Source organism: Aureimonas endophytica (assembly GCF_014642635.1).
Classification (GTDB): domain Bacteria; phylum Pseudomonadota; class Alphaproteobacteria; order Rhizobiales; family Rhizobiaceae; genus Plantimonas; species Plantimonas endophytica.
This window is the reverse complement of sequence record NZ_BMIQ01000001.1, coordinates 562,897-576,367: the sequence shown is the minus strand read 5'-3', so window position 1 is coordinate 576,367 and position 13,471 is coordinate 562,897. Positions and strand designations below refer to the sequence as shown.

Below are 13,471 nucleotides of genomic sequence, written 5' to 3'. Positions count from 1 at the left end.
CCGGCGAGATCCTGTCTCGCAGTTCGAAGGCGGCTGACATGATTCAGATGCAAACAAACCTCGACGTCGCGGACAATTCCGGCGCGCGTCGTGTCATGTGCATCAAGGTGCTCGGCGGTTCGAAGCGGAAATATGCCTCGGTGGGCGACGTGATCGTCGTGTCCATCAAGGAGGCCATTCCGCGCGGCCGCGTGAAGAAGGGCGATGTGATGAAGGCGGTCGTCGTGCGCACCGCCAAGGATATCCGGCGGCCTGACGGCTCCGTGATCCGCTTCGATACGAATGCGGCCGTCCTGATCGACAACAAGAAGGAGCCGATCGGCACCCGCATCTTCGGACCGGTTCCGCGCGAGCTTCGCGCCCGGAACCACATGAAGATCATCTCGCTGGCGCCGGAAGTGCTCTAAGGAACCGCGACGATGCAGAAGATCAAGAAGGGCGACAAGGTCGTCGTGACTGCCGGCAAGGACAAGGGCCGCACCGGCGAAGTGTTGCAGGTGATGCCGAAGGAGGACCGCGCGGTCGTCCGTGGCGTCAACATGGTAAAGCGTCACCAGCGCCAGACGGCGAGCCAGGAAGCCGGGATCGTGTCGAAGGAAGCTTCGATCCACCTGTCGAACCTGTCGATCGCCGACCCGAAGGACGGCAAGCCGACCCGCGTCGGCTTCAAGACGGTGGGCGAGGGCGAGAACGCCCGCAAGGTGCGTGTCGCCAAGCGTTCCGGAGAGCAGATCGATGCCTGAGGCCCAGTACACTCCTCGCCTGAAGAAGGTCTATGCGGACCAGATCCGCGCCGACCTCCTGAAGCAGTTCGGCTATGCCAACGAGATGATGGTGCCGAAGCTCGACAAGGTCGTCATCAACATGGGCGTCGGCGAGGCGACCGGCGACTCCAAGAAGCCCTCGGTCGCGGCCGAGGATCTCGCCAAGATCGCCGGCCAGAAGCCGGTGATCACCCGTGCGCGCACCTCCATCGCCGGCTTCAAGGTCCGCGAGGGCATGCCGATCGGAACGAAGGTGACGCTCCGCAAGGATCGCATGTATGAGTTCCTGGACCGCCTGATCCAGGTCGCGCTGCCGCGCGTCCGCGACTTCCGCGGCCTCAACCCCAAGAGCTTCGACGGCCGTGGCAACTACGCCATGGGCCTGAAGGAGCACATCGTGTTCCCCGAGATCAACTACGACAAGGTCGACCAGATCTGGGGAATGGACATCATCGTGTGTACGACGGCGAACACCGACGAGGAAGCCCGCGCCCTGCTCAAGGCGCTGAACTTCCCCTTCCGCCAGTAACGGCCGCGAGTAGAGGAGCCTGCAATGGCCAAGAAGAGCTCGATCGAGAAGAACAACCGTCGGCGGGAGCTCGCCGATCGGCTGGCCGCCAAGCGCGAGGCGCTGAAGGCGGTGATCATGGACCAGGAGGCGCCGATCGAGGAGCGCTTCCGGGCGCAGCTGCGCCTGTCCGGCATGCCGCGCAACTCGTCGAAGACGCGCATCCGCAACCGCTGCGAGGTCACGGGCCGTCCGCGGGCCTTCTATCGCAAGCTGAAGATGTCGCGTATCGCGCTCCGGGAACTCGGCAATCAGGGCCAGATCCCCGGCATCGTGAAGTCGAGCTGGTAAGGAGAGCGTATCATGTCCCTTTCTGATCCCCTCGGCGATATGCTCACCCGCATCCGCAACGCGGTCGAGCGCAAGAAGTCTTCGGTTTCCACCCCGGCGTCGAAGCTGCGCGGTCGCGTGCTCGACGTGCTGAAGGACGAAGGCTATATCCGCGGCTATACCGAGACCGCCTTCGAGAACGGCAAGTCGGAGTTCGAGATCGAACTCAAGTACTACGAAGGCGCGTCGGTGATCCGCGAGATCGCCCGCGTGTCCAAGCCTGGCCGCCGCGTCTACGTTTCGGCGAAGACGATCCCGCACGTCGCCAACGGCCTCGGCATCTCCGTCCTTTCGACCCCGAAGGGCGTGATGGCCGACCACAACGCGCGTGAGCAGAATGTCGGGGGCGAGGTCCTCTGCCGCGTCGTCTGACGCCGGCGGACCCGCTCACGACGAAGGATAGGTTTTTCCAATGTCCCGTATCGGCAAGAAGCCCGTAGCGATCCCGGATGGCGTCACCGTTTCGGTGAACGGCCAGACGGTCAGCGCGAAGGGCGCGAAGGGCGAGCTCTCGTTCGTGGTGAACGACGAGGTTCTGGTGAAGATGGAAGACGGCGCCGTCGCCGTCTCTCCCCGCGACGAATCGAAGACGGCCCGCTCCAAGTGGGGCATGTCGCGCACGATGATCTCGAACATCTTCACGGGCGTGAAGACCGGCTTCGAGAAGCGTCTCGAGATCTCCGGCGTCGGCTATCGTGCCGCGATGCAGGGCAAGAACCTGCAGCTGGCCCTCGGTTACAGCCACGAGGTGGTGTATCAGGTGCCGGAAGGCATCACGGTCGCCGTCCCGCGTCCGGTCGAGATCGTCGTCACAGGCATCGACAAGCAGAAGGTCGGCCAGGTCGCGGCGGAGATCCGTGAATATCGCGGTCCCGAGCCCTATAAGGGCAAGGGCGTGAAATATGCCGGCGAGCGGATCGTCCGCAAGGAAGGCAAGAAGAAGTAAGGTCCGAACCATGGCTTCCCCGAAGGAAAACTTCCGTAAGCGCGCCGCGCGCGTTCGCCGCTCGCTGAAGGCGGTGGCCAACGGGCGTCCGCGCCTTTCCGTCCACCGTTCGTCCAAGAACATCTACGCTCAGGTCATCGACGACGTGCAGGGTGTGACCCTTGCCGCCGCCTCGACCCTCGACGCCAGCCTCAAGTCCTCGCTGAAGACCGGCGCGGACACCGAGGCGGCCGCTGCCGTCGGCAAGCTTCTCGCGTCCCGCGCGAAGGAAGCCGGTGTCACCGAGGTCGTCTTCGATCGCGGCGCCTTCATCTATCACGGTCGCGTCAAGGCCGTGGCCGAGGGCGCTCGCGAAGGCGGTCTGACCTTCTGATCGGAGCGCGAAAGGCCAGGGGCGACCCTTCTCTTTCCGTCATCCATCCGTTATGGGCGAAGCCGGAGTTCCAATAGGGCTCCGGCTTCGGCCTTGAGCCGGGTCGCTCATCGGGCGGCCCATTCCCGCAGCGCCTTCCGGAAAAGAATAAGGATAGGATCATGGCGCCCAGAAACGATCGGCAGGATCGTCAGGACCGCGAGCGCGACGACGGCTTCGTCGACAAGCTCGTTCACATCAACCGCGTCGCCAAGGTGGTGAAGGGTGGTCGTCGCTTCGGCTTCGCCGCGCTCGTCGTCGTCGGCGATCTGAAGGGTCGCGTCGGCTTCGGCCACGGCAAGGCCCGCGAAGTTCCGGAGGCGATCCGCAAGGCGACCGAGGCCGCCAAGCGCGACCTGATCTTCGTGCCGCTGCGCGAGGCGCGGACGCTGCATCACGACGTCGCCGGCCGCCATGGCGCCGGCAAGGTCTTCCTTCGCTCCGCCGAGGCCGGTACCGGCATCATCGCCGGCGGTCCGATGCGCGCGGTCTTCGAGGCGGTCGGCATGCACGACGTCGTGGCGAAGTCGCTCGGCTCGTCGAACCCCTACAACATGGTGCGCGCCACCTTCGATGCCTTGAAGAACTCGATGCATCCGAAGGACGTCGCTGCCCGCCGCGGCATCAAGTATTCCACGCTCCAGGCCCGTCGCAGCGGCCTCGGCGGCGCGGAAGAGTGATCCCGCGCGACTGAGGAGCAGAACGCCATGTCGAACACCAAGACCGCGGGCAAGACGATCGTCGTCGAACAGATCGGCAGCCCGATCCGCCGCCCGGGCACGCAGCGCGAGACGCTGATCGGGCTCGGCCTGAACAAGATGCATCGCCGTCGCGAGCTGGAGGACACGCCCTCCATCCGGGGCGCGATCGCCAAGGTCAGCCACCTCGTCCGCATCGTGGACGAAGCCTGAGGCTGGAGGACATTCCGATGAAACTCAACGAGATCTCCGATCTGCCGGGCGCCACGCATTCGCGCAAGCGTCTCGGTCGCGGTATCGGCTCCGGCTCCGGCAAGACCGCCGGTCGCGGCGTCAAGGGTCAGAAGTCCCGCTCGGGCGTCGCCATCAACGGCTTCGAGGGTGGCCAGATGCCGCTCTATCGCCGTCTGCCGAAGCGCGGCTTCGTGAACATCTTCGCGAAGGACTTCAACATCGTGTCGGTCGGCCGCATCCAGCAGGCGATCGATGCCGGCAAGCTCGACGCCAAGGCGACGATCGATGTCGAGGCGCTGAAGGCCGCCGGCGTGCTGCGTCGCGTGAAGGACGGCCTGCGGGTGCTGGGCGATGGTGAACTGACCGCGAAGGTCGCGCTCGTCGCCAACGGCGCGTCGAAGTCGGCCGTCGAGAAGGTCGAGAAGGCGGGCGGTTCGCTGACCCTGCCGGCGGCCCCGGTCGCCGAGGCCGAAGCCTAAGACGATCCCCGGCGGAGGCGCTCGGCGCCTCCGCTTGCTCGGGTTTCCGGGACCGCATATCTCTCGCGAGTGATCGGGCGGGTATGGCGCGGGCCGCGAACCCTTCTCGGTGGCTAGCCGGAGAATGACGAGATGGCCTCGGCCGCGGAACAACTTGCCGCAAACCTGAATTTCGGCGCCTTTTCCAAGGCGACCGACCTCAAGAAACGCATCTGGTTCACGCTGGGCGCGCTTCTCGTCTATCGCCTGGGCACGTATATCCCGATGCCCGGCATCAATCCCGACGCCCTGGCGCGCGCTTTCCAGCAGCAGTCGACGGGCATTCTCGGGCTGTTCAACATGTTCGCGGGCGGCGCCGTCGGGCGCATGGCGATCTTCGCCCTCGGCATCATGCCCTATATCTCGGCCTCCATCATCATCCAGCTGATGACCTCGGTGGTGCCGTCGCTCGAAACTCTCAAGAAGGAGGGCGAGCAGGGGCGCAAGATCATCAACCAGTATACGCGCTACGGCACGGTGCTGCTTGCCGTGGTCCAGGCCTATTTCATCGCGGTCGGACTCGAGACCTCTCAGAACCTCGTCACCGATCCGGGCCTGTTCTTCCGCCTCTCCACCGTCATCACGTTGACGGGCGGCACGATGTTCCTGATGTGGCTGGGCGAGCAGATCACCTCGCGCGGAATCGGCAATGGCATCTCGCTGATCATCTTCGCCGGCATTGTCGCCAATCTGCCGACCGCCGTCGCGCATCTTCTCGATCTCGGCCGCACCGGCGCGCTGTCGACCGCCGTGATCCTGATCGTCATCGTTGCGGCCATCGCCTGCATCGCCTTCATCGTGTTCTTCGAGCGCGCGCAGCGCCGCCTGCTGATCCAATATCCGAAGCGGCAGGTCGGCAACCGCATGTTCCAGGGCGACACGTCGCATCTGCCGCTGAAGCTCAACACGTCGGGCGTCATCCCGCCGATCTTCGCCTCCTCTCTGCTGCTACTGCCGGTGACGCTCGCCAATTTCGGTAACACGGCGAATCTGCCCGGCTGGGCGACGGCGATCGTCGCCTCGCTCGGCCACGGCCAGCCGCTCTACATGCTGCTCTATGCGGCGATGATCGGCTTCTTCGCCTTCTTCTACACGGCGGTGGTGTTCAATCCGAAAGACACGGCCGACAATCTGAAGAAGCATGGCGGCTTCATTCCGGGCATCCGCCCCGGCGAGCGGACGGCGGAACATATCGACTATGTCCTGACCCGCATCACGGTGATCGGCGCGATTTATCTGATCATCATCTGTCTGCTGCCGGAATTCCTGATTTCGGCGCTCGGCGTTCCGTTCTATCTTGGCGGTACGTCGCTGCTGATCGTCGTCAGCGTGACGATGGATACGGTCGCCCAGGTCCAGGGACATCTTCTCGCGCATCAGTACGAGGGACTCGTCCGCAAGGCGAAGCTGCGGGGCGGCAGACGGGGAGTGAGATGAGACTGATTCTGCTGGGCCCACCGGGGGCGGGGAAGGGGACCCAAGCCAAGAAGCTGATCGACCGATTCGGTATCCCGCAGCTCTCCACGGGGGACATGCTGCGGGCGGCCGTCGCGGCCAAGACCGATGTCGGTCTGCGCGCCAAGGAGATCATGTCGGCGGGCAAGCTCGTGTCGGACGAGATCGTCATCCAGATCGTCGCCGATCGGATCGAACTGCCGGATTGCGCCAACGGCTTCATCCTGGACGGCTTTCCGCGCACGCTGGCGCAGGCCGACGCGACGGAGGCCATGCTGAAGGGCAAGGGTCTGAAGCTCGACTGCGTGGTCGAGATGCGCGTCGAGGACGACGAGCTCGTCCGCCGCGTGTCCGGCCGCTTCTCCTGCGCCAATTGCGGCACCACCTATCACGACGACACGCATCGGCCGAAGGTCGAGGGCGTCTGCGACAAGTGCGGGCATTCGGATTTCGTTCGTCGGCCCGACGACAATGCCGAGACGATGCGGACGCGTCTCAAGGCCTATTACAAGGAAACCGCACCGCTGGTCGGCTTCTACTATTGCAAGGGCGTGCTGAAGTTCGTCGATGGCATGAAGCCGATCGACGAGGTGTTCGCCGACATCGAGTCGGTTCTCGGAACCGAATCGGCGCCGCAGCCGGCCTGATTCGAGCTCGGTCCATCACGGCAAGCGAATGAAAGGCGGGAGCGGCATGGTGCCGCTTCCGCCTTCTGCTTTTTCCGCCCCCGCTTCCTGCTATGTCGCAACGGGACATGGCACGGGCGGCGAGGCGACATGGACGGTCGGACGGAGGCTCCGCATCTTTTCGAGACGGCGGAAGGGCGACGCATCGTCGAGGCGGCCGCGGGCGGCTGGCGCCAATGGGGACCCTATCTCAGCGAACGGCAATGGGGCACGGTCCGCGAGGACTATAGCGCCGATGGCGATGCCTGGCGCTATTTCCCGCACGAGCATGCGCGCTCCCGCGCCTATCGCTGGGGCGAGGACGGTATCGCCGGCTTTTCCGACGAGAAGCAGCGCTGGTGTCTGGCGTTGGCGCTCTGGAACGAAAGCGATCCGATCCTGAAGGAGCGGATGTTCGGGCTCGGCAACGAGGAGGGCAATCACGGCGAGGACGTGAAGGAGCTCTGGTGGTATCTCGATGCCGTGCCGAGCCACGCCTATCTGCGGATGCTCTACAAATATCCGCAGGCCGCTTTTCCCTATGCCGAACTGATCGCGGAAAACGCCCGGCGGCGCGGGCAGAACCTGCCGGAATACGAGCTGGCCGATACGGGCGTCTTCGCCGAACGACGCTATTTCGACGTCACGGTCGAATATGCCAAGGCGGCCGCCGACAGCATCCTGATGCGGGTGACGGTCGAGAATCGCGGGCCGGATGCGGCGCCGCTCTGCATTCTCCCGCATTTCTGGGCGCGCAACACCTGGGACTGGAAGGACGGCAATCCGCGCGCCGAGATCGTGCCGGATCGCCCGAACACCGTCGTCGGGCGGAAGGGGCAGCGTCCCGCCCTCCGCTTCTCGGCGTTGCAGGAGGCACGGTTCCTGTTCTGCGAGAACGAGACGAATCGAACATTGCTTTTCGGCGAAGCGCCGAGCGATCGCCTGCCGAAGGACGCGATCGGCGATTGGGTGACCGCCGGCGGCAACGGCCCCGCCGCCGAGACGGGGTCGAAATGCGCCGCCTATAGCCGCCACGTCCTCGCCTCCGGTGAAAAGCTTGTGCTGCGCTACCGCCTCGCGCCCGAGAGCTGCGCCGATATGGGCGTCGCCACCTTCGACAATGTCTTCCGCCTGCGGCGCGACGAGGCGGACGAGTTTTATCGCGCCCTGCAATGGGACATGGCGGACCCCGATGCGCGGCTCGTGCAGCGCCAGGCGCTCGCCAGCCTGATCTGGTCGAAGCAGTTCTACAACTTCAACGTCCATCGCTGGCTGGACGGCGATCCGGCGCAGCCCAAGCCGCCGGAGAGCCGGAAAGCGGGGCGCAACGCGGATTGGGATCATCTGGACAATTCCGACGTGATCCTGATGCCGGACAAGTGGGAATATCCCTGGTACGCGTCCTGGGATCTCGCCTTCCACGCCGTCACCATGGCGCTGATCGACCCGGACTTCGCCAAGAGCCAGCTGCTTCTCCTCGGCCGCGAATGGTACATGCATCCGAACGGACAGCTGCCGGCCTATGAATGGTCCTTCGGCGATGCCAATCCGCCGGTTCAGGCCTGGGCGGCGCTGCGCGTCTACCGGATGGACGCGGCGCTGACGGGCCGCTTCGACCGGGCCTTCCTGGAGCGCGTCTTCCACAAGTTGATGCTGAACTTCACCTGGTGGGTGAACCGCAAGGATGTCGACGGACGCAACCTCTTCCAGGGCGGCTTTCTCGGGCTCGACAATATCGGACCGTTCAATCGCTCGGCGCCGCTGCCGATGGGAGGCTATATCGACCAGTCCGACGGCTCGGCCTGGATGGCGATGTATGCGCTGAATCTCATGCATATCGCGCTGCTCCTCGCGGAGGCGGATGCGGTCTACGAGGACATCGCCTCCAAGTTCTTCGAGCATTTCCTCGGCATCGCCTCCGCCATGGCGAAGACCGGCGGCACGGGCCTGTGGGACGAGCAGGATCAGTTCTTCTACGACGTTCTGGAACTGACCGATGGCAGCAAGGAATTCCTGCGCGTCCGCTCCCTGGTGGGACTCATTCCGCTCTGCGCCGTGGAAGTGCTGACCAGCGATGTGCGCCAGCGCTTTCCGGGCTTCGCGGCGCGCATGCGCTGGATGCTCGAACATCGGCCGGACCTGACGAGCGAGGTTTCCGATGTCGATCGGCCGGGCGAGGGCGGTCGTCTGCTCCTCGCGCTTCTGCGGAACCATCGGATGCGGGCGCTGCTCGCCCGGATGTTGGATGAGACCGAGTTCCTGTCGGATTACGGCCTGCGCTCGGTTTCGAAGGCCCATGCCGCCGATCCGTTTCGCTTCCGCTCCGGCGACGAGGTCTTCAGCGTCGATTACGAGCCGGGAGAATCGACCACCACCATGTTCGGCGGCAATTCGAACTGGCGCGGCCCGATCTGGATGCCGGTCAACGCGCTGCTGATCGAGGCCCTGCACACGTTCGAGGACTTCTACGGGCCGGACTACAAGGTGGAATGTCCGGCCGGCAGCGGGCGCCAGCTTTCGCTCTCCGAGGCCGCCCACGAGATCGCCCGCCGGCTGACGACGATCTTCCTGCGCGATGGGCAAGGGCGGCGTGCGGTGCTCGGCGCGCAGACTCTCGCATCCGCCGATCCGCATTTCGCCGATCTGATGCCGTTCCACGAATATTTCCACGGCGAGACGGGCGCCGGGCTCGGCGCCGCGCATCAGACGGGCTGGACCGCCCTCGTCGCGCTCTTCCTGCAGCCGCGCCGCGAGATCCCCGGCGGCCTGTTTCCGGCCGCGCCCTGCGCCGGTGCCCGGCCGAAAGCCGATGCGTGAAGGAAATGCCTAGAAAGGTTGACTTTACCGGGCGCCGGGGCCTATAGCACGAACCAAACGCGAATCCGGCGCGACCGGGGCGGCTTTCCTTTGCGAATGCTCAGCCTCCTCGTCTTGGTCCATGGCGTTTCACCAGCAACATTCGGGCGTAGCGCCCATCTCTTGAGGAGTACGGTCCTTGGCCCGTATCGCAGGCGTCAATATCCCGAGCAACAAGCGCGTCGTCATCGGGCTGCAGTACATCCACGGCATCGGCAAGTACTATGCGCAGCAGATCTGCGAGAAGGTGAATCTTGCGCCCGAGCGTCGCGTCAACGACCTGACGGATGCCGAGGTCCTGCAGATCCGCGAGATCATCGACCGCGACTATCAGGTCGAGGGCGATCTGCGTCGCGAGACGACCATGAACATCAAGCGCCTGATGGATCTCGGCTGCTATCGCGGCCTGCGTCATCGTCGCGGCCTGCCGGTTCGCGGTCAGCGCACCCATACGAACGCCCGCACCCGCAAGGGTCCCGCCAAGGCGATCGCTGGCAAGAAGAAGTAATCGGTGGCGCTCCGCGAGGGAGCGCTTCTGTGGTGGAGCCGCTGGCATTACGGCGGTGTGGATATCTAAGGAAGAAAAAGAATGGCCAAGGAGCAGCGCATTCGCCGCCGCGAGCGCAAGAACATCTCGACGGGCGTCGCGCACGTCCAGTCGACCTTCAACAACACGCTGATCACGATCACCGACGCGCAGGGCAACGCCATTTCCTGGTCGTCGGCCGGCCAGCAGGGCTTCAAGGGCTCGCGCAAGTCGACCCCCTTCGCCGCGCAGATCGCCGCCGAGGATTGCGCCCGCAAGGCGCAGGAGCATGGCATGCGCACCCTCGAGGTCGAGGTGTCGGGTCCGGGTTCGGGTCGTGAGTCGGCGCTGCGCGCCCTCCAGGCCGCGGGCTTCACCATCACGTCGATCCGCGACGTGACCCCGATCCCGCATAACGGCGTTCGTCCGCGCAAGCGCCGCCGCGTCTAAGACCGCACCGTCTTTTCGTCCGCCCGCCACGGTTTCTCTTCGGAGCCGGGTGGGCGGATGTCGTTCGTTCAGGGAGCGGTCGGGCTCCCGTCTCAGACCTATCGCCACGATTGGATGGTGGCGAGGAACTGAAAGGCTGATCGTCATGATCGCAAGCAACTGGCAGAATCTCACCAAGCCGGATCAGGTCGTCTTCAAGAGCGGCAGCAATCGCGCCAAGGCGTCGCTCGTCGCCGAGCCGCTGGAGCGCGGTTTCGGCCTGACTCTCGGCAACGCGCTGCGCCGCGTGCTCCTGTCCTCGCTCCAGGGCGCGGCCGTCACCGCGATCCAGATCGACGGCGTGCTGCACGAATTCTCCTCGATCCCGGGCGTGCGCGAGGATGTCACGGACATCGTGCTGAACGTCAAGGAAATCGCCATCAAGATGCAGTCCGAAGGCCCGAAGCGCATGGTCGTGCGCAAGTCGGGTCCGGGCGTCGTCTATGCCGGCGACATCTCGACGGTCGGCGATATCGAGATCCTCAACCCCGAGCACGAGATCTGCACGCTCGACGAGGGCGCCGAGATCCGCATGGAGCTGACGGTCAACACGGGCAAGGGCTACGTGCCGGCCGATCAGAACCGGGCCGAGGACGCGCCGATCGGCCTCATTCCGGTCGACGCGCTCTTCTCGCCGGTGAAGAAGGTCTCATACCGTGTCGAGGCGACCCGCGAGGGCCAGGACCTCAACAAGGACAAGCTGACCATGGAGATCGTCACCGACGGCTCCATCTCGGGCGAGGACGCCGTCGCCTATGCGGCGCGCATCCTGCAGGACCAGCTTTCGGTCTTCGTCAATTTCGAGGAGCCGCAGCGCGATGCCCGTGGTGGCGCGAGCGCCCAGGACGAGCAGATCGCCGAACTCGCCTTCAACCCGGCCCTCCTCAAGAAGGTGGACGAGCTGGAGCTTTCGGTCCGCTCGGCCAACTGCCTGAAGAACGACAACATCGTCTATATCGGCGACCTCATCCAGAAGACCGAGGCGGAGATGCTGCGCACCCCGAATTTCGGTCGCAAGTCGCTGAACGAGATCAAGGAAGTGCTGGCCTCCATGGGCCTGCACCTCGGCATGGAAGTGCCGTCCTGGCCGCCGGAGAACATCGACGACCTGGCCAAGCGCTTCGAGGATCAGTACTGATCCCCAACGACTCGACCCGTCGCCTCCGGGCGGCGGGTCTTCGCCTGCCAATCATCCAAAGGCACATGCACCCGGCCCGTCCGGGTTAGCGAGGATGCCGTCCGCCGGCACGATCCGGCCCTTTTCGAGGAACTGAACCCATGCGTCACGCCAATCGCGGCCGGAAGCTCAACCGCACCGCCAGCCACCGTAAGGCCATGTTCGCCAACATGGTCGCCTCGCTCATCGAGCATGAGCAGATCGTCACCACGCTGCCGAAGGCGAAGGACCTGCGTCCGATCGTCGAGAAGATGATCACGCTCGGCAAGCGCGGCGATCTCCATGCCCGCCGTCAGGCCATCTCGCAGGTCCGCGACCCGAGCGTCGTGACGAAGCTCTTCGACGTGCTCGGCCCGCGCTATGCCGAGCGCAATGGCGGCTATACGCGCGTGCTGAAGGCCGGCTTCCGTCGCGGCGACAACGCCCCGATGGCGGTCATCGAATTCGTGGACCGCGACGTCGACGCGCGCGGCAAGCTCGATCGCGAGCGCGTCGAGGCGGAAGCCGGCGAGGACGCCGCCGCCTGATCGTCCGCGACGACATTCGGAAGTCATGGAAGGGCCCTACGGGGCCCTTCGGCATCTCTGGCCTTGAGTTTGGCGTAGGGCTTGGAGCGACGGCATTGGCCGAAGGCGATCTCGTTCTTCTCACCGGCATTTCCGGCTTCATCGCCAAGCATGTCTGCGTGGCGCTGCTCCAGGCCGGCTATAGGGTTCGCGGCACCGTCCGCTATTCCAGCAAGCGCGAGCACACGCTGCGCGCCTTTCGCGCGCTCGGGCTCGACCAGCGTCGCTTCGAGATCGTCAAGGCCGACCTGACGCAGGACGACGGCTGGGACGAGGCAGCCGCCGGCTGCCGTTGCGTCCTGCATGTCGCCTCGCCCTTTCCGCGCCGAGCACCGGGCGACAAGCTGGCGCTCGCCGACATCGCCAAGGGCGGCACGTTGCGGGTGCTCCGCGCCGCCGAGCGGGCCGGGGCCGAACGGGTGGTCCTCACCTCCTCCGTCGCCGCGATCTATTACGGGCATGAGAATCGGCCGGACCAGATCTTCACCGAAGCCGACTTCTCGAACGTCCAGAGTCGCTCGATCAGCGCCTATGCCCTGTCGAAGACGCTGGCCGAGACGGCGGCCTGGGACTTTTCGGCGAAAGCCGGCTTCGATCTCGTCACCATCAATCCTTCGCTGGTGCTCGGACCGCTTCTCGACGACGAGCACGGCACCTCGGTCCATTTCGTCCGCATGATGATGCAGGGCCTTCTGCCCGTCGTGCCACGGATCACCCTCGGCATCGTCGACGTGCGCGACGTGGCGCAGGCCCATGTCCGGGCCTTGCAGCGGCTGGAGGCCGCCGGACGCCGCTTCATCACGAGCGCCGGCCCGCTCTCGTTCCGCGAAATGGCGGCGGCGATCGGGCGCGCCGTGCCGCAGGCGCGCTGGCGGTTGCCGAAGGCGACGCTGCCCGATCCGGTGGTCCGTCTCGCCGCACGCGTCTCCTCGGAGGCGGCTCAAGCCCTGCCCGAGCTCGGACGCATCAAGCATCTGGATGCCGGGCCGGCGACAAACATTCTGGGTGTGACCTTTCTGCCGCCGGAAGAGACGGTCGCCGCCACGGCGCTGTCGCTCGCCGAGCACGGTCTCGTTCCCGCCCGTCTGCATTAAACCCTTTCGGGCTGTGCATAATTTCGAGACGGCGCGGGTGTTGCCGGCTTGCGATAGCGAAGCTTGCGTCAACCATGCGATAGCGCGGCGCATGCTTTCCGGCAGGATTTTTCGACCGTGACGAAACCGAAGCCGGAACAGGGCATTCCTATGGCGAACAATCCATCCCGCCG

18 protein-coding genes are annotated in these 13,471 nt (G+C 65.2%); all 18 read left to right on the top strand.

What is annotated here, in order from left to right; translation table 11 throughout:
• Positions 1-38: 38 nt before the first annotated feature.
• The 18 genes from rplN to IEY14_RS02825 all read left to right on the top strand — a co-directional run bounded on the left by rplN (position 39) and on the right by IEY14_RS02825 (position 13,298).
• Positions 39-407, top strand: a complete 369-nt coding sequence (rplN, locus tag IEY14_RS02910) for a 50S ribosomal protein L14 (RefSeq protein WP_150972966.1) — start codon at positions 39-41, stop codon at positions 405-407.
• A gap of 12 nt (positions 408-419) precedes the next feature.
• Positions 420-743 (top strand): 50S ribosomal protein L24, encoded by a 324-nt coding sequence (rplX, locus tag IEY14_RS02905; RefSeq protein ID WP_188906703.1) that lies wholly within the window; start codon positions 420-422, stop codon positions 741-743.
• A complete protein-coding gene (gene rplE, locus IEY14_RS02900) occupies positions 736-1,293 on the top strand; it encodes a 50S ribosomal protein L5 (protein WP_188906702.1) in 558 nt (185 codons plus the stop codon). The genes rplX and rplE overlap by 8 nt, the downstream gene beginning before the upstream one ends.
• 24 nt (positions 1,294-1,317) lie before the next feature.
• Entirely contained in the window at positions 1,318-1,623 is a 306-nt protein-coding gene (gene rpsN / locus IEY14_RS02895) for a 30S ribosomal protein S14 (RefSeq protein WP_188906701.1), read from the top strand.
• A gap of 12 nt (positions 1,624-1,635) precedes the next feature.
• Positions 1,636-2,034 (top strand): 30S ribosomal protein S8, encoded by a 399-nt coding sequence (gene rpsH, locus IEY14_RS02890; RefSeq protein WP_188906700.1) that lies wholly within the window; start codon positions 1,636-1,638, stop codon positions 2,032-2,034.
• Between the two features lie 40 nt (positions 2,035-2,074).
• Positions 2,075-2,608, top strand: coding sequence for a 50S ribosomal protein L6 (gene rplF / locus IEY14_RS02885; RefSeq protein ID WP_188906699.1), 534 nt, complete (start codon positions 2,075-2,077; stop codon positions 2,606-2,608).
• Between the two features lie 10 nt (positions 2,609-2,618).
• Positions 2,619-2,981, top strand: coding sequence for a 50S ribosomal protein L18 (gene rplR / locus IEY14_RS02880; protein ID WP_188906698.1), 363 nt, complete (start codon positions 2,619-2,621; stop codon positions 2,979-2,981).
• A 161-nt stretch (positions 2,982-3,142) separates the two neighbouring features.
• Positions 3,143-3,700, top strand: coding sequence for a 30S ribosomal protein S5 (gene rpsE / locus IEY14_RS02875; RefSeq protein WP_188906697.1), 558 nt, complete (start codon positions 3,143-3,145; stop codon positions 3,698-3,700).
• Positions 3,701-3,727: 27 nt separating this feature from the next.
• The gene (rpmD, locus tag IEY14_RS02870) at positions 3,728-3,931 is read left to right on the top strand and encodes a 50S ribosomal protein L30 (protein ID WP_188906696.1); all 204 of its coding nucleotides are present in this window, start codon (positions 3,728-3,730) and stop codon (positions 3,929-3,931) included.
• Positions 3,932-3,948: 17 nt separating this feature from the next.
• Positions 3,949-4,431 carry a 50S ribosomal protein L15 gene (gene rplO, locus IEY14_RS02865; RefSeq protein ID WP_188906695.1) on the top strand — a complete coding sequence of 161 codons (483 nt, stop codon included), beginning with the start codon at positions 3,949-3,951 and terminating at the stop codon, positions 4,429-4,431.
• Between the two features lie 132 nt (positions 4,432-4,563).
• Complete coding sequence (secY, locus tag IEY14_RS02860; protein ID WP_188906694.1) at positions 4,564-5,907, top strand: preprotein translocase subunit SecY; 1,344 nt, start codon at positions 4,564-4,566, stop codon at positions 5,905-5,907.
• Positions 5,904-6,572, top strand: coding sequence for an adenylate kinase (locus IEY14_RS02855; RefSeq protein WP_188906693.1), 669 nt, complete (start codon positions 5,904-5,906; stop codon positions 6,570-6,572). Before secY ends, IEY14_RS02855 begins: the two co-directional genes overlap by 4 nt.
• Positions 6,573-6,701: 129 nt before the next feature.
• Complete coding sequence (locus tag IEY14_RS02850) at positions 6,702-9,407, top strand: MGH1-like glycoside hydrolase domain-containing protein (RefSeq protein ID WP_188906692.1); 2,706 nt, start codon at positions 6,702-6,704, stop codon at positions 9,405-9,407.
• Between the two features lie 178 nt (positions 9,408-9,585).
• Positions 9,586-9,954, top strand: a complete 369-nt coding sequence (rpsM, locus tag IEY14_RS02845) for a 30S ribosomal protein S13 (protein WP_188906691.1) — start codon at positions 9,586-9,588, stop codon at positions 9,952-9,954.
• An 81-nt stretch (positions 9,955-10,035) separates the two neighbouring features.
• On the top strand, positions 10,036-10,422 hold the full coding sequence (rpsK, locus tag IEY14_RS02840) for a 30S ribosomal protein S11 (protein ID WP_188906690.1): 387 nt from the start codon (positions 10,036-10,038) through the stop codon (positions 10,420-10,422).
• A gap of 145 nt (positions 10,423-10,567) precedes the next feature.
• Positions 10,568-11,599 carry a DNA-directed RNA polymerase subunit alpha gene (locus IEY14_RS02835; RefSeq protein ID WP_188906689.1) on the top strand — a complete coding sequence of 344 codons (1,032 nt, stop codon included), beginning with the start codon at positions 10,568-10,570 and terminating at the stop codon, positions 11,597-11,599.
• A gap of 140 nt (positions 11,600-11,739) precedes the next feature.
• Positions 11,740-12,165, top strand: coding sequence for a 50S ribosomal protein L17 (rplQ, locus tag IEY14_RS02830; protein ID WP_188906688.1), 426 nt, complete (start codon positions 11,740-11,742; stop codon positions 12,163-12,165).
• Positions 12,166-12,260: 95 nt separating this feature from the next.
• Positions 12,261-13,298 (top strand): SDR family oxidoreductase, encoded by a 1,038-nt coding sequence (locus tag IEY14_RS02825; RefSeq protein WP_188906687.1) that lies wholly within the window; start codon positions 12,261-12,263, stop codon positions 13,296-13,298.
• Positions 13,299-13,471 lie beyond the last annotated feature (173 nt).